The sequence below is a fragment of the Pantoea sp. X-Soil-MYKO-1289 genome (assembly GCF_059730625.1).
On record NZ_AP036004.1, the window covers coordinates 1,397,004 to 1,413,112 of the forward strand.

Consider the following 16,109-nt stretch of genomic DNA (forward strand, 5'->3'; position numbering starts at 1 on the left):
AAAAAAGGGGAGTTTACTGTTAAGCGGGCATAAAAAAGGCGGGTTTCCCCGCCTGATGAGTGCAGTTGCACTTATTCGATATTGGATTCGATAAACCACAGGAATTTATCCAGATCGCGCGATGCCGCGGTAAAGATATCTGCGGTGTCTTCATCTTTCACTTCAGAAATCGCTTTACGGGTATCGTTCGCAACGATGGCGTAGCGATCGGCCAGCGCTTTCAGATGGTCCTGCACGCTGTGAATGTTCAGCGGATAGCTCTGCAGAGGCGTTCTGTCGTTAACGACCTGAGTCGTACCCAGCGCCACGCCGCCTAACTGCACGACACGTTCAGCAATGGTGTCCTGGTGATCGGTAATGGTGGTACGGAAACCGTCCAGCATTTCATGTACGCCGATAAAGTTGGAGCCGCGCATATTCCAGTGCGCCTGCTTGGTGATCAGCGACAGATCGATAAATTCCACTACCAGACGGTTGAGCACCTCAATGGTGGCTTTTTTCTCGTCATCAGCCACATCGTTACGGGTGTAAAGCAGATCGGAAGCGTTCGTTTTAACCAGTTTTGCGGTACTCATCGTATGAATCCTCTCTTTGATGGGTTGTCCTAATCAAGCACGGGAATAAGTATAGCAGCCATTCGCGTGTTTGCAGGATTGAGCTTATCGATGGCTGAAATAGATAGCATTTACGGATAAAGCGTAGGCGGCAATAACAGCTAAAAGAGATGCCGGTTACATTAATATAAATAAATGTTTTTATTATCAATAATTTATATGGTTTTTATGGCCGGGATTTAAACAGTATGTTTCAGAATTATAATAAGAATGTTTATCAATTAATAAAATAAAGGCGCCTGAAGCGGTGAAATATTATCCACCTGCGTTATACGCAGGCGGAATATGTTATTGCGCCGGCGGCGGGGTTATTTCCACTTCTTTAAGCGCGTTATTTTTAGGCTTGAGCGTCAGCGTCGCGCCTGCCGACGCCAGAATGATCGCCAGCAGACCCAGGCTCTGCGTCAGCGACAGCGTTTCACCCAGGAACAAAATGCCCGACAGCGCCGCTACCGCCGGTTCGAGGCTCATCAGCGTGCCGAAAATACGCGCTGGCAGCCGCGTCAGCGCCACCATTTCCAGCGCGTAGGGGATGGCGCTGGAGAGCAGGGCGACCAGCAGCGCGACAGGAATGACGCTCCAGTGCCAGATGCCGGGCTCGGCGAACGTCAGCCCCAGCGGCACGAAAATCACGGAAGCGATTAACGAGCCCATTGCCACGGTCGCCGGGCCGTGCTGCGCGCCAGCGCGCGGACCCGCCAGAATATAGAGCGCCCAGCAGGCGCCCGCGCCCACCGCCAGCGCCGCGCCCAGCGGGTCGATGGCTTTCATACTGTCGCCGAACGGCAGCAGAAACCAGAGTCCGGCCACCGCCAGCACCACCCAGATCAAATCGAGCAGGCGGCGCGTGCCCAGCAGCGCCAGCGTCAGCGGACCGGTAAACTCCAGCGCCACCGCGACGCCGAGCGGCACGGTGCGCAGCGACAGGTAAAAAAGAAAGTTCATACAGCCCAGCGCCAGCCCGTACAGCAACAGCGGCAGACGTTGTTCGCGGGTAAAACGCAGCCGCCAGGGTTTGAAGATTACGCACAGCATCAGCGTGCCGAGTCCGAGACGCAACGCGGTAATGCCGGTGGCGCCTACCGTGGGGAAGAGCGATTTAGCCAGAGAGGCGCCGCCCTGCAGCGATAGCATCGCTATCAGCAGCACGGCGACCGAGAAGGCCGGGGCAGAAGTTTTACCTGAGAGAGAAAATGACATCCTGTAAGCGCGTCCTGATGGTCAACTGAGAGGCAATGAGAGGCTCAGTTTAATCGAACCACGGGCAAAAGCGGAGGAGGCAATCCAGCCTGTCCGCTCCTGGCTGAGCGAAATTCAGGCAATTTCAGGGCCAGTAGCGTAAAGAAATGTCAGGTTTTTTTAGGATTTAACTTAAAGGACAATTTTTATCGCAAAAAATTCATTGCAGTTTGATGACGGAAATTATAAGTAAAATGAATAGCATAGGAAGCTTCATTAACTTTCTGTTACACCAAACATTCTGTTAGACAATAATTTGCGGGCAGAGTTTCTTGCTAAGTTTTGTTATATTTTCAGCGTTGTCAGGAGAGAAGTATTATCACATTTGAGGTGGTTATGAAAAAAATTGCATGTCTTTCAGCACTGGCTTGTGTTCTGGCAGTTTCTGCGGGTTCCGCAATGGCGCAGAGCACAGTCACCGGCGGTTACGCTCAGTCCGACTATCAGGGCGTGGCTAACAAAGCTAACGGTTTCAACCTGAAATACCGTTATGAAGACGGCTCTAACCCGCTGGGTTGGATCGGTTCTTTCACCTACACCGAAAAAGATCGCACTGATTCTGGCGTGTACAACAAAGGCCAGTACTACGGTTTCACCGCAGGTCCTGCTTACCGTCTGAACGACTGGGCGAGCATCTACGGCGTGGTAGGTATCGGCTACGGTAAATTCCAGCAGAACGAAACCACTTTCCGTTCTAACTCTGATTCCAGCGACGTAGGCTTCTCCTACGGTGCCGGTCTGCAGTTCAACCCGTACCAGCAGTTCGCTATCGACGTAGGTTACGAGCAGAGCCGTATCCGTAACGTTGACGTAGGCACCTGGATTGCTGGCGTAGGTTACAGCTTCTAAGTTTTGCTTAGACCAGTTGCATAAAAAACGGCCCTTTGCGGCCGTTTTTTTTATCTCTTTTTTTAGCGCGTCCCATTGTCGGATCGGCGCGAACGCTTCGCAAAAGAGGGGAAATGGCGCTAAAAGAGGGGCGAACAGCAGAGCAGCCCAGGCAAAGAGCAGAGGCTGCATAAGAAAGGTTGCGCGTTAGCCGCGCCAGATAAGATTTGGGCAGTTGCGATTGCCGCGTTTTTCGCCCAGCAGCTTTTCAACCAGCATCAGTCGAAGCGAAAACGGGGAGCGGCTCAGCAGGCAAAGCCAGGATTTCAGCGTTGCGGATGAAACCGGTTTTTCAGTCTGGACGCATTTGCCGCAGTCAAGGCAGCATTTCAGGGTGCTCATATCGACCTCCCAATCAGTAACGTCGTAGCAGCAGGCAAAGGCCGGCGATATACAGGAGAAAAAGCGCTAATAACAGATAAGGATCCTGCACGATCGTCTCCTGATTGTCTGCGCGTTTGCCTACAATATCAACAAATATAGCACTGGCTATACCCTGTAGCCAATGCTATTTACGAAAAATTTGAGCTTCTTTGTGCCTGGTTTACAATGAGCGCAGCAAATCCGTCTCGCTGCGCGGGCGCGGAGAATAATAAAGAGGAAGCTGAATGAGTCGTCGTGCCAAAAGTGGGGCGTCCGCGTCGCCTGGACCCCTGAAAGATGTTGAAGAGCATGTCGAAGGATTTCGACAGGTTCGCGAAGCGCATCGTCGCGAACTGATCGATGACTACGTTGAGTTGATCTCAGATTTAATCGGTGAATTCGGCGAAGCGCGTCAGGTCGATATGGCGGCGCGCCTGGGTGTTTCGCAGCCTACCGTCGCCAAAATGTTGAAACGCCTCAGCAGCGCTGGGCTGGTGGAGCAGGTTCCCTATCGCGGCGTCTTTCTGACCGGCGAGGGCGAGAAGCTGGCGGCGGAGAGTCGCGCCCGCCATCATATCGTCGAAACCTTTCTGCTTGCGCTGGGCATCAGCCCGGAAACCGCGCGTCGCGATTCCGAAGGCATCGAGCATCACGTCAGCGATGAAACGCTCGCCGTCTTCCAGAAGTTTTACGAAAGCCGTCACTAATCACCGGACTCGCTACCATGCTCACCGTGCTGCGCCCTTTTTTGCATGATCGTATTCTGCATTTGCTGTTAGCGTTCGGCGCAGTGTTGCTGCTGCTGGCGAATTTCCGCTGGGCGGATCTGCCCGGCGCCGTCGACTGGCACACCATCGTCACGCTGACGGGGCTGCTGCTGTTAACCAAAGGGCTAGAGACCAGCGGCTACTTCGACGTGCTCGGGGCGCGCCTGATTGGCCGCTTCCGCCATGAACGCGCGCTGGCGCTTTTTATGGTGCTGGCCGCCGCGCTGCTCTCTACTTTTCTGACCAACGACGTAGCGCTGTTTATTCTGGTGCCGCTGACCCTGACGCTGCGTAAATATTCGCGCCTGCCGCTGTCGCGACTGATTATCTTTGAAGCGCTGGCGGTCAATGCCGGATCGCTGCTGACGCCGGTGGGCAATCCGCAAAACATCCTGCTGTGGAGTCACGGCAAGCTCAGCGTGGCGGGATTCATCGGGCAAATGACGCCGCTGGCGGTCTGGCTGCTGGTGACGCTGCTGGCGCTGACGTGGTTCAGCTTTAAGCCGCGCGATATTCAAAAACAGGAGAGCGACGAGACGCGCGCCTGGCAGAAACCGCTGTTCGCCGTTAGCGTACTGCTCTATCTGCTGTTCGTCGCCGCGCTGGAGTGGCAGATGACCGGCTGGGCGCTGCTGCTGATTATGGGCTGCTATCTGGTCATGGCGCGGAAGGTGCTGCTCGCCATCGACTGGAGCCTGCTGGCGGTGTTTATCGCCATGTTTATCGACGTCTACCTGCTTACCCATCTGCCCGTGGTGCAGCGTCACTTCGACGCCGTGTCGCACTTCAGCGACGGCGCGATTTATCTGCTGGCGATCGGCCTGTCGCAGGTTATCAGCAACGTGCCCGCCACCATTCTGCTGCTGCAGAAGATCCCGCCTTCCGACGTACTCGCCTGGGCGGTGAATATCGGCGGCTTCGGCCTGTTGCCCGGATCCCTCGCCAACCTGATCGCGCTGCGCATGGCGAAAGACCGCGCCGTCTGGTGGCAGTTCCATCTCTTCTCTATACCCATGCTCGCCTGGTCGATGCTGAGCGGCTGGCTGCTGCTGCGCCTGCTGCCCTGACTTCCGCTGCGCTTAAAAAAATGTTGCAGGTTGTGCCTCTTTTGTCGGGAAAGGTCAAGAAACGCTGGAAAATGTCAGTTTACCATCTACTGTTTATCTGACCTTTTATGCCCTGGAATTAGGGCGTTAGCGATGCGGAACTGACTATGAGCGAGAATGAAAAAGGCGAATCTCATCAGGATGATGCGGAGAAAAAGCAGGATCCATCCGGTGAGCAGTCTGACCAGAACAACGATGAGCCTGAACGTAAAAGACCCGGCAAAAAACCGCTGATTATTCTCGCCGTAGTGGTGGTGATCATGCTGATCGTCGGCTTCTGGTTCTGGTTCAGCACGCGTAATGAAGAGACCACCGACGATGCCTTTACCGAAGGCGACGCGGTCACCATCGCGCCCAAAGCCTCCGGCTACGTGGTGAAGCTGCTGGTTAAAGATAACCAGCGCGTAAGGAAAGGCGATCTGCTGGTGGAGATCGACCCGCGCGATACCCTGGCTCAGCGCGATCAGGCCAAAGCGCAGCTGGGTCTGGCGCAGGCGCAGCTGCATCAGGCGCAGGCGCAGCTGGCGCTGTCGAAGGTGCAGTATCCGGCACAGCGCGACCAGGCGCTGGCCGATCAGGCGAAAGCCCAGGCCAACCTGCTGAACGCCGAAGCGGACTACCGTCGTCAGCGCGGCGTCGATCCGCGCGCCACCAGCCAGCGCAATATCGATACCGCCGCCGCGCAGCTGCGTTCGGCCCAGGCCCAGCTGCAGAGCGCCAAAGCGCAGGTGGAAGTCGCCTCGCAGGTCGCGCTGCAAATTCGCCAGCAGGAAACCAACGTAGAAGCGCGACAGCAGCAGGTGGCGCAGGCGCAGGCGCAGTTGAATACCGCCGAGCTGAATCTCTCCTATACCCAGGTGCGCGCGCCCTACGACGGCTTCGTCACCAAACGCAACGTGCAGCTCGGCACCCTGGTGCAGGCGGGCAGTTCGCTGTTTTCGCTGGTGTCGCCCGATATCTGGATCACCGCCAATTTTAAAGAGTCGCAGCTGGCGCGTATGAATCCAGGCGATAAAGTGGCGATCAGCGTCGACGCCTGGCCCGATATGGCGCTGGAAGGGCACGTCGACAGCATTCAGATGGGCTCAGGTTCGCGCTTTTCTACTTTCCCGGCGGAGAACGCTACCGGCAACTACGTGAAGATCGTCCAGCGCGTCCCGGTGAAAATCGTTATCGACAAAGGGCTGGATCCCAACCATCCGCTGCCGCTCGGCCTGTCGGTAGAACCTAAGGTCACCGTGGAATGAGTCAGGCGCAGAGCTGGCAACCCTCCAGCAATCCCTGGCTGGTGGCGATAACCGTCACGCTGGCGGTGTTTATGGAGATTCTGGACACCACCATCGTTAACGTGGCGCTGCCCCATATTGCCGGTTCGCTCTCTTCCAGCTATGACGAATCCACCTGGGTGCTGACCTCTTATCTGGTGGCGAACGGCATCGTGCTGCCGATCTCCGCTTTTTTCAGCCGACTCTTCGGCCGCAAGCAGTTTTTCCTGATCTGCATCGTGATGTTCACCGTCTGCTCGTTCCTGTGCGGTATCGCCACCGAGCTGTGGCAAATCATCCTGTTCCGCGTGCTGCAGGGCTTTTTCGGCGGCGGCCTGCAGCCGGTGCAGCAGTCGGTACTGCTCGACTACTTTAAGCCGGAAGATCGCGGCAAGGCGTTCGGTCTCTCCTCTATCGCCATTATCGTCGCGCCCGTGATCGGGCCGACGCTGGGCGGCTGGATCACCGATAACTACAGCTGGCGCTGGGTCTTCTTTATTAACATTCCGGTCGGCATTCTGACGGTGCTGGCGATCTACCAGCTGCTGGAAGATCCGCCCTGGGAGCGCAAGTGGGCGAAAGGGCGGCTGAAGATCGACTATATCGGCATCGGGTTGATTACGCTGGGGCTGGGCTGCCTGCAGGTCTTTCTCGATCGCGGCGAAGATGAAGACTGGTTCGCCTCGCACTTTATCGTGCTGTTCGCCACCCTGGCGCTGGTCGGCATCGTCGGCGCCGTCTACTGGCTGATGTATGCCCGTAAGCCGGTGGTGGATATTCTGGTGATGAAAGACCGCAACTTCTGGGTCTCCGGGCTGCTGATGGCGGGCATGGCGATGATCCTTTACGGCAGCTCCGTCGTGCTGCCGCAGCTGGCGCAGCAGGATCTTGGCTACACCGCGACCTGGTCGGGGCTGGTGCTGTCGCCGGGCGCGGTGCTGATTGTGCTCACCATCCCGCTGGTGCTCGCCCTGATGCCGCGCGTGCAGACGCGTTACATCATCGCCTTCGGCTTTACCTGCCTGGCGCTGGCGTTTATGTACTCCTCGACCCTGACGCCGGATGTCGATTTTAAAACGCTGGTGCTGATGCGCAGCGCGCAGTCTATCGGGCTGGGCTTTCTGTTTGTGCCGCTGACCACCATCGCGTTCATTACTATTCCGCAGCGCCTCAACGCCGACGCCTCGGCGCTGTTTACCATGTTCCGTAACGTGGCGGGCTCCATCGGCATCTCGCTCTCGACCGCGGCGATCACCGAGCGCGAGCAGGTGCGTTCGGCGCATATGGTGCACAACATGACGCCGCTGAACGAGCAGTTCAATATCACCCTGCAGCACTGGGCGCAGGCGATCCGCGACTTTACCTCGGCGGTGGGCGATCCCGCCACGCTGGCGGCCGGTCAGCTCTATCAGGAGATGGTGGCGCAGTCGCGCATTCTGGCGTACATCGATGTCTTTACGGGCCTGAGCATCGTCGCCCTGATCTTGATTCCATTTTGTTGGCTGCTGTCGCCGATTAAGAGCGAAGGCAGCGCAGGAGCACACTGACATGAAGGTTATCTCTACATGCTCGCTGGCGAGACCGCTCAGCATGCTGACGCTGGCGCTCTGGCTGGCGGGCTGCGCCGTCGGCCCCGATTACGAGGCGCCGAAGCCGCAGCTGCCCGGCGGCTATCACCTGATGGACGCGCAGCAGGCGTCGAAAACCGCGCCGGGCGCCGTCAATGCGCGCTGGTGGCAAACCTTTAACGACCCGCAGCTCAACAGCCTGATTGACCGCGCCGTCGAGGGCAACCTGACGCTGCAGCAGGCGGTGCTGCGCATCGCGGGCGCGCGGCAGGAGCTGGCGCAGGCGCGCGGCGGCCTCTTTCCCAGCCTGAACGGCAGCGCGAAAGTGACGCGTCAACAGCTGGGTCTGGAAGGCCTGCTGAAAGCGAACGGCGCCACCGACCAGCTGGACAGCGAAACCGCCAGCCAGCTCAGCAGCCTGGAGCAGCCGGTGACGCTCTACCAGGGCAGCTTCGACGCCAGCTGGGAGCTGGATCTCTGGGGCAAAGTGCGCCGTCAGGTCGAGCTGGCCGATGCGCAAACCCAGGCAGCTATCGAGCAGCGCAACGACGCGCTGGTCTCGCTGGAAGCCGAGGTGGCGCGCGCTTACCTGCAGCTGCGCGGCGCGCAGGCGACGGTCGCCACGCTGGAGCAGCAGATTGCCGTGGCGCAGCAGAGCTGGGAGCTGACGCAGAGCCAGCAGCGCAACGGCCTGGCGCCGCTTACCGATGTGGAGAATGCGCGCGCGCAGCTCAGTTCGCTGCAGGCGCAGCTGCCGCAGTATCAGTCGCAGGCGCGCCAGGCGATGAACGGGCTGGCGGTGCTGCTGGGCAAAACCCCCGGCGCGCTGGATAACGAGCTCTTTACCCCCAAAGCGATGCCCGCCTTGCCGCAGATTGTGCCGGTCGGCATTCCCGCCACGCTGGCGCGGCGCCGTCCCGATATCCGCCAGGCGGAGGCGACGCTGCACGCGCAGACGGCGAATATCGGCGTGTCGGTGGCGCAGCTCTTTCCCAGCCTGTCGCTTACCGGCCAGCTCGGGGTGCGCAATACCGACGTCAGCTATCTCGATAACTGGAGCAGCCACTTCTATTCCGTCGGCCCCTCGCTGTCGATTCCCATTTTTCAGGGCGGCCGTCTGGTCTCCAGCGTGAAGCTGGCGCGCGCCCAGCAGGCGAGCGCGGCGCTCGACTATCGTCAGACGGTGCTCACCGCGCTGCAGGACGTGGAAAACGCGCTGGTGAGCTATCGCGCCGATCAGGCACGGGTCACGGCGCTGGATGAAACCACAGGGTCGCTGCAGCGTGCCTTTGATCTGGCCAGCGACAGCTATCGTCAGGGCATCTCGACCTTTATCGAGGTGCTGGACGCGCAGCGTCAGCTGGCGCAGGCGCAGGAGCAGGCGACCCAGGCGCGCATGCAGAGCGCGCTCGATTTGGTGGCGCTCTATAAAGCGCTGGGCGGCGGCTGGGAAACTTACCAGAACGTTACGCTGCCGCAGTTCGACGTTTTCGGCCCGGCCGCCAGCGCCAGCTAGCCCTTTTCCCGGCTTACGGCTGCGGCAGCTGTCGCAGCCAGTTCCCGCAGCCGCGCCGCTGCTAATGAAATAAAAATTTCCTTTTATCGCCTCACTGGGTTTTATCTACGGCGCGATTAAGGGGGCCAGGTAAAGGCTTTTGGAGCATAAATGTGATCGGTTAAGCAAAAATAAGTGGAGCCTATGATTCACCACGCAAAACTAATATTTCATAATTTATATATGCGATAAAAATAATCTATTTTCACTGGACACCTGCACACCATCGGGAGAAAAGATGTCCAGAGAATCCTACCTTACGCTGAATAAAGCCTCAGGGCCGAACAGCAATGCCCGTACCGAACCTTTTGTTAAAGTCATCGCCGTGGTCGCTACGCTTGGCGGGCTGCTGTTTGGCTACGACACCGGCGTGATCTCGGGTGCGCTGCTGTTTATGGGCCCGGAACTCCATCTGACGCCATTCACCACCGGGCTGGTGACCAGCAGCCTGCTGTTCGGCGCGGCCTTTGGCGCGCTGCTCTCCGGCCATTTCGCGGCAGCGGCCGGACGGAAAAAAATTATTCTGGTTTTAGCCGTGATCTTCGCTATGGGCGCCCTGGGCACCTCAATGGCGCCGGATGTGGGCTGGATGATTTTCTTCCGTCTGGTGCTGGGCGTCGCCGTCGGCGGCGCGGCGGCCACCGTGCCGGTCTATATCGCGGAAATCGCGCCGGCGAACCGACGCGGCCAGCTAGTGACGCTGCAGGAGCTGATGATTGTCTCCGGCCAGATGCTGGCCTATATCTCCAATGCCGGTTTCAACGCCGCGTGGGGCGGCGAAACCACCTGGCGCTGGATGCTGGCGGTAGCGACGCTGCCGGCGGTTCTGCTTTTCTTCGGCATGATGTTTATGCCGGATACGCCGCGCTGGTACGCGATGAAAGGGCGTCTGGCCGATGCGCGCCGGGTGCTGGAGCGAACCCGCGCGCGGCAGGACGTCGACTGGGAGCTGACGGAAATAGAAGAGACGCTGACGGAAGAGCAGCAGCAGCGCCCGCGGCTGAGCGAGCTGCGCAAACCCTGGCTGTTTAAGCTCTTTTTGATCGGTATGGGTATTGCGGTTATTCAGCAGCTGACGGGCGTCAACACCATTATGTATTACGCGCCGACCATGCTGAAAGCGGTCGGCATGGATGACAGCGCGGCGCTGTTCGCCACCATCGCCAACGGCGCTATCTCGGTGTTGATGACCTTTGTCGGCATCTGGCTGCTGGGAAAAATGGGGCGGCGCACGCTGACCATGATTGGTCAGTTCGGCTGTACCGCATGCCTGGTGTTTATCGGCGCGGTGACGCTGTTTATGCCGGAAACCGTTAATGGGCAGCCTGATATGTGGCGCAGCTATATGGTGCTGTTCGGCATGCTGCTGTTTTTAAGTTTTCAGCAGGGCGCGTTATCGCCGGTGACCTGGCTGCTGCTGTCGGAAATATTCCCAACGCGTCTGCGCGGTATTTTTATGGGCGGCGCGGTATTCGCTATGTGGATCGCCAATTTCCTTATTTCGCTAATGTTTCCGGTGCTGCTGGCGAGCGTCGGTCTGGCAGGCGCTTTCTTTATCTTTGCGCTGGTGGGTATTGCGGGCGCGATATTTGTCATTAAGTGCGTACCGGAAACGCGTAATCGTAGCCTGGAGCAGATTGAACACTATCTGCATGAAACCCTCTCGCGCGACGATGAGTTTGTGCGCGAACCCCTAAGACGGCCGGCAAATAAAACATCATAATAAAAGGTTATCAATTTGATTTTGAGCCGGCGCGCGTGCCGGCTTTTTTTTATCCATTCGTGCCGAAGATTAACCTTTTCATGCTCGCTTAGGCTTAATCTCCACGCGAGCGTGCTGGATGATGCCGCAGACACTATTTGTAAAATATCATCTGAAAAGCACGTTATATCCCCTTTTTCCTCAGGCCAGAGGCTATTAAACCCTTCAACCATCAATGAAAACGATTTCAGTCTTGCGCTTTTATCCAGACGTGTACTGTTAATTCACCGTTAATAACACCGTGAGAATTCCCTTAAGTGTCTGCTACAAAAATTTACCTGCGCGCTTCGGAATTTTCTGGAGTAGAAAATTAATTTATTTTTTTATTTGAATTGGGTAATCTTGTCGCTACAGTTTTATTAACCCCCTTAGTCAAGGACAGTATAATGAGTGACGCATTTAAAGTTCTGAACAACATTCGCACATTACGTGCTCAGGCACGCGAACTGCCATTGAGCGATCTGGAAGAAATTCTGGAGAAATTAACCGTCGTCGTCACAGAACGTCGTGAAGAAGTGGAAGCTGAAGAAGCGCAAAACCGCGAAAAAGAAGAAAAGCTCTCTAAATATCGCGAAATGCTGCTGGCTGACGGTATCGACCCGAACGAATTACTGGGCGCGCTGGAAACCGGTAAAAAACGCGCCAAGCGCGCGCCGCGTCCCGCCAAGTATTCTTATACCGACGAGAACGGCGAAGTAAAATCCTGGACCGGCCAGGGCCGTACCCCAGCGGCAATTAAAAAGGCGCTCGATTCCGGCAAAAGCCTTGACGATTTCCTGATCGGCTAAATTTACCCAATCCTTGCAAGTGGGAGCCGGTGGCCTGAACAGCCACCGGCTTTTTATTTTTCCCCCACTGCCAGCGGCTTGCCTCATGCGGCACGTCCGGTGCTGGCATGCGTAAGGCGATGTCTGGCATAATGGCCGCCGTTTTTCCCCTCACTCAGCCATAAAGGTCAATGCCGTGTTAGTAAGCAGCAATATCACCATGCAGTTTGGCAGCAAGCCACTGTTCGAAAATATCTCCGTAAAATTTGGCGGCGGTAATCGTTACGGTTTAATCGGTGCAAACGGCAGCGGTAAATCCACCTTTATGAAAATCCTCGGCGGCGATCTGGCGCCCACCGGCGGTAATGTCTCTTACGATCCCAACGAGCGCATCGGCAAGTTAAGACAGGATCAGTTCGCGTTTGAACAATATAGCGTGCTGGACACCGTCATCATGGGTCACCATGAATTGTGGGAAGTAAAGCAGGAGCGCGACCGCATATATGCTTTGCCGGAAATGAGCGAAGAGGAAGGCTATAAAGTCGCGGACCTTGAAGCGCTTTACGGCGAAATGGATGGCTACAGCGCCGAATCGCGCGCTGGCGAGTTATTACTCGGCGTAGGCATCCCGGTTGAACAGCATTATGGCCCGATGAGCGAAATTGCGCCGGGCTGGAAATTACGTGTGCTGCTGGCGCAGGCGTTATTTTCAAATCCTGATATTTTGTTACTGGACGAACCAACCAACAACCTGGATATTGATACTATCCGCTGGCTGGAGCAGGTGCTGAACGAGCGTGAAAGCACCATGATCATCATTTCGCACGACCGTCACTTCCTGAATATGGTTTGTACGCATATGGCGGATCTCGATTACGGCGAATTACGCGTATATCCAGGCAACTATGACGAGTATATGACGGCGGCTACCCAGTCGCGCGAACGTTTATTAGCAGACAACGCCAAGAAAAAAGCGCAGATTGCCGAGCTGCAGTCTTTCGTCAGCCGCTTTAGCGCCAACGCCTCTAAATCGCGGCAGGCGACGTCGCGCGCGAAACAAATTGATAAAATCAAGCTGGATGAAGTTAAAGCGTCCAGCCGTCAAAACCCGTTTATTCGTTTTGAACAAGACAAGAAGCTGTTCCGTAATGCGCTGGAAGTCGAAGCGCTTACTAAAGGTTTTGATAACGGTCCGCTGTTTAAAAATCTCAATCTGCTGCTTGAAGTGGGCGAGAAGCTGGCGGTTATCGGCGCCAACGGTATCGGTAAATCCACGCTGCTGAAAACGCTGGTGGGCGAACTTGAGCCAGACAGCGGCAGCGTTAAATGGTCGGAGAATGCGCGCATTGGCTATTACGCGCAGGATCACGCCGCCGACTTCGCCGACGACCTTAGCGTCTTCGACTGGATGAGCCAGTGGAAGCAGGAAGGGGATGACGAGCAGGCGGTGCGCAGCATTCTGGGGCGTCTGCTGTTCAGCCACGACGACATCAAAAAGCCGGCGAAGGTGCTGTCGGGCGGGGAAAAGGGGCGCATGCTGTTCGGCAAGCTGATGATGCAGAAACCTAATATCCTGATTATGGACGAACCGACCAACCACCTGGATATGGAGTCGATCGAGTCGCTGAATATGGCGCTGGAGATGTATGAAGGCACGCTGATCTTCGTTTCGCACGACCGTGAATTCGTCAGCTCGCTGGCGACGCGCGTGCTGGAGATCAAAGAGGACCGCGTGGTGGACTTTACCGGCACCTACGAAGACTATCTGCGCAGTCAGGGTATTTACTGATTCAACAGACTATGTGGGGTAGCGAGAGTTACCCCATGGCGGTTAGCTCGGGCGCGAACGCAGGTGGCATGGCCCGATCGCAAAGTCGCTTAAGCATCCATGCCGCTCGTCCCGCGCGGATACGCACCTCATCCCTGAGATGCGCCCGTAAACGGGCCAACGCGCTGCGTTGTTTAAAACGCTCCCGGCGTTTTTGTCCCTGGCGCGGGACGCTTTGCTTTTCGGTCCATGCCACCTGCTTTGAAGCTTATTGGCTGGCTGTCGGCAAACCACAGACTTCGCAGTGCGCATCCTGCGCCACCTTCACGCTGCGAAACTCCGCGTTCATCGCATCATACATCAGCAGCCGCGACGCGGCGGGCGCGCCAAAGTCCGTCAACACTTTAATCGCCTCCATCGCCTGCATGGCGCCAATTACCCCGACCAGCGGCGCCATCACGCCCGCTTCGACGCAGCTTAGCGTCTGCTCGCCGAACAGACGGCTAATACAGCGATAGCAGGGCGAACCCGGTTGCCAGGTAAAGACGCTAATCTGGCCTTCCATACGAATCGCCGCGCCGGAAACCAGCGGCACGCCACGCGACCGACAAAGGCGGTTGAGCTGTTCGCGGATCTGCACGTTGTCGGTACAGTCGAGCACCACCTGATGCCCGGCGATCAGCGCCTCAAGCGCCGCTTCTTCAAGCATGCCGTTAACGGTATCGATATGCACATGCGGATTGATGGCAGCCAGACTCTCCGCCGCCGAATCGACCTTGGCGCGGCCGATATCCGCGTCGTGATGCAGGAGTTGACGCTGCAGGTTCGACAGCGCGACGGTATCGAAGTCAAGCAGGGTCAGCGCGCCGACGCCCGCGGCGGCCAGATAAGGCGACGCCGCGCAGCCCAGTCCGCCGAGACCGACGATCAGCGCGCGGCTCGCCTTGAGCTTCTCCTGACCGTCGAAGTCGAAGCCGCGCAGCACGATCTGGCGGTTATAGCGCAGCATCTCTTCATCGCTGAGTTCGGGCAGCATTACCCCTCCAGCAGCGCGTTGAAGGGCTCAACCTCGACCCATTCGCCCGGCTCGACCGCGCCGCGATCGCGCTCCAGCACAATAAAGCAGTTGGCGGCGGCAAAAGAGCTAAAGACGTGCGAGCCCTGATGGCCGGTGCTGTGCACCTCCAGCTCGCCGTCCGCGCCGCGACGCATGACACCGCGCTGGAAATCGAGGCGGCCAGGGGATTTTTTCAGGCGCGAGGCGGCGCGCGCGCGCAGGCGCGGCGGCAGCGGCGATTCGATCTGGCCGGTCAGGGCGGCAAGCAGCGGCTGCACCAGCTGATAGAAGGTGACGGCGGCCGAGACCGGATTGCCCGGCAGCCCGCAGAACCAGCTGCTGGCGAGGCGGCCGAAGGCGAAAGGCTTGCCCGGCTTGATGGCCAGCTTCCAGAAAGTGATAACGCCCAGCTCGTCCAGCATGGTTTTGGTGAAATCCGCTTCGCCGACTGAGACGCCGCCGGTGCTGATCACCACGTCGGCCTGCCGATCCGCCTCTGCGAACGCATGACGCAGCGCCTGCGGATCGTCTTTGATAATGCCCAGGTCGATCACCTCGCAGCCGAGCTTGCGCAGCATCAGCGAGACGGCAAAACGATTGGTGTCGTAGATCTGGCCCGGCGCCAGCGGCTGGCCGACCGGCTGCAGCTCGTCGCCGGTGGAGAAAACCGCGACGCGCAGCTTGCGCAGCACGCTGACCTCGGCAAGGCCGAGCGAAGCGAGCAGCGGCAGCTCCGCCGCGCCGAGGCGCACGCCCGCCGCCAGCACCGGCTGATCGCGACGGATATCTTCACCGATCAGGCGGATATTTTGTCCCGCCCGCACCGGCGCGTTAATCACAATGCCGTCCTCGACCTCGCGCGTCTCTTCCTGCATCACCACCGCTTCGCAGCCTGGCGGCACCGGCGCGCCGGTCATAATGCGCACCGCGCTGCCCGCCGGCCAGTCGCCGTCAAAAGGGGCGCCGGCAAAGGCTTTACCCGCGATCTTCAGCGGGCGATCGGATTGAATATCGGCCAGACGCACGGCGTAACCGTCCATCGCCGAGTTATCAAACGGCGGCACGTCAATCGGCGAGGTGACCGGCAAGGCGGTAATGCGGCCGGCTGCGTCCGCCAGCGGCACGCTGACGCGATCGCGCAAAGGCTGAAGCTGCGCCAGCATTTTCGCCTGCGCCTCTTCCAGAGAAATTAATCCTGCGGTAAAGCTTTCCATCGTATTAGCAACCTGAGTAAAGACAGTTGCTGACTATTATGGTGCTAATTGCCAGCAGAGTCACATTTCCGCCGCGGCATAAGCCACAATAAAAGGTTATGGCCGACGCGCCAGTTTCCGCTTTACAAGCTTTGACAGGCTTTCTATAGTCAAAAATCATTTAAATTGGCTGAAAA

At 57.7% G+C, this 16,109-nt stretch carries 14 protein-coding genes; 9 read left to right on the forward strand and 5 right to left on the reverse strand.

Translation table 11 applies throughout. From position 1 onward, the window contains the following. Positions 1-71 precede the first annotated feature (71 nt). Together dps and rhtA are read right to left on the reverse strand one after the other, a co-directional pair. The gene (gene dps / locus AC6I7Z_RS06690) at positions 72-575 is read right to left on the reverse strand and encodes a DNA starvation/stationary phase protection protein Dps (RefSeq protein ID WP_033751449.1); all 504 of its coding nucleotides are present in this window, start codon (positions 573-575) and stop codon (positions 72-74) included. 327 nt (positions 576-902) lie between these two features. Beyond that, positions 903-1,814 (reverse strand): threonine/homoserine exporter RhtA, encoded by a 912-nt coding sequence (rhtA, locus tag AC6I7Z_RS06695; RefSeq protein ID WP_497813604.1) that lies wholly within the window; start codon positions 1,812-1,814, stop codon positions 903-905. A gap of 375 nt (positions 1,815-2,189) precedes the next feature. Between rhtA and ompX the strand changes: the two genes are divergently transcribed. Beyond that, positions 2,190-2,702, forward strand: coding sequence for an outer membrane protein OmpX (gene ompX / locus AC6I7Z_RS06700; protein ID WP_033751446.1), 513 nt, complete (start codon positions 2,190-2,192; stop codon positions 2,700-2,702). A 186-nt stretch (positions 2,703-2,888) separates the two neighbouring features. Here the strand turns inward: ompX and AC6I7Z_RS06705 are convergent, their stop codons facing one another. Then, the gene (locus AC6I7Z_RS06705; RefSeq protein WP_497813605.1) at positions 2,889-3,083 is read right to left on the reverse strand and encodes a hypothetical protein; all 195 of its coding nucleotides are present in this window, start codon (positions 3,081-3,083) and stop codon (positions 2,889-2,891) included. A gap of 266 nt (positions 3,084-3,349) precedes the next feature. Here AC6I7Z_RS06705 and mntR point away from each other — a divergent pair, with 266 nt between their 5' ends. The 8 genes from mntR to AC6I7Z_RS06745 all read left to right on the forward strand — a co-directional run bounded on the left by mntR (position 3,350) and on the right by AC6I7Z_RS06745 (position 13,683). Then, a complete protein-coding gene (gene mntR / locus AC6I7Z_RS06710) occupies positions 3,350-3,811 on the forward strand; it encodes a manganese-binding transcriptional regulator MntR (protein WP_033789194.1) in 462 nt (153 codons plus the stop codon). Between the two features lie 17 nt (positions 3,812-3,828). Beyond that, positions 3,829-4,938, forward strand: coding sequence for an SLC13 family permease (locus tag AC6I7Z_RS06715; protein ID WP_497813606.1), 1,110 nt, complete (start codon positions 3,829-3,831; stop codon positions 4,936-4,938). 146 nt (positions 4,939-5,084) lie between these two features. After that, positions 5,085-6,224: an HlyD family secretion protein gene (locus AC6I7Z_RS06720; protein ID WP_497813607.1), complete on the forward strand. Its 1,140-nt coding sequence runs from the start codon at positions 5,085-5,087 to the stop codon at positions 6,222-6,224. After that, entirely contained in the window at positions 6,221-7,789 is a 1,569-nt protein-coding gene (locus AC6I7Z_RS06725; protein WP_497813608.1) for a DHA2 family efflux MFS transporter permease subunit, read from the forward strand. Before AC6I7Z_RS06720 ends, AC6I7Z_RS06725 begins: the two co-directional genes overlap by 4 nt. A gap of 1 nt (position 7,790) precedes the next feature. Beyond that, on the forward strand, positions 7,791-9,326 hold the full coding sequence (locus AC6I7Z_RS06730) for an efflux transporter outer membrane subunit (RefSeq protein WP_497813609.1): 1,536 nt from the start codon (positions 7,791-7,793) through the stop codon (positions 9,324-9,326). A gap of 277 nt (positions 9,327-9,603) precedes the next feature. Next, positions 9,604-11,088, forward strand: coding sequence for a sugar porter family MFS transporter (locus tag AC6I7Z_RS06735; RefSeq protein ID WP_497813610.1), 1,485 nt, complete (start codon positions 9,604-9,606; stop codon positions 11,086-11,088). Between the two features lie 425 nt (positions 11,089-11,513). Continuing rightward, entirely contained in the window at positions 11,514-11,915 is a 402-nt protein-coding gene (locus AC6I7Z_RS06740; protein WP_033751426.1) for an H-NS family histone-like protein, read from the forward strand. A gap of 175 nt (positions 11,916-12,090) precedes the next feature. Then, positions 12,091-13,683: an ABC-F family ATPase gene (locus tag AC6I7Z_RS06745; RefSeq protein ID WP_033751423.1), complete on the forward strand. Its 1,593-nt coding sequence runs from the start codon at positions 12,091-12,093 to the stop codon at positions 13,681-13,683. A 247-nt stretch (positions 13,684-13,930) separates the two neighbouring features. Here the strand turns inward: AC6I7Z_RS06745 and moeB are convergent, their stop codons facing one another. Together moeB and moeA are read right to left on the reverse strand one after the other, a co-directional pair. Continuing rightward, positions 13,931-14,698 (reverse strand): molybdopterin-synthase adenylyltransferase MoeB, encoded by a 768-nt coding sequence (gene moeB, locus AC6I7Z_RS06750; protein ID WP_497813611.1) that lies wholly within the window; start codon positions 14,696-14,698, stop codon positions 13,931-13,933. Continuing rightward, entirely contained in the window at positions 14,698-15,933 is a 1,236-nt protein-coding gene (gene moeA, locus AC6I7Z_RS06755; RefSeq protein ID WP_497813612.1) for a molybdopterin molybdotransferase MoeA, read from the reverse strand. Before moeA ends, moeB begins: the two co-directional genes overlap by 1 nt. Positions 15,934-16,109: the final 176 nt, after the last annotated feature.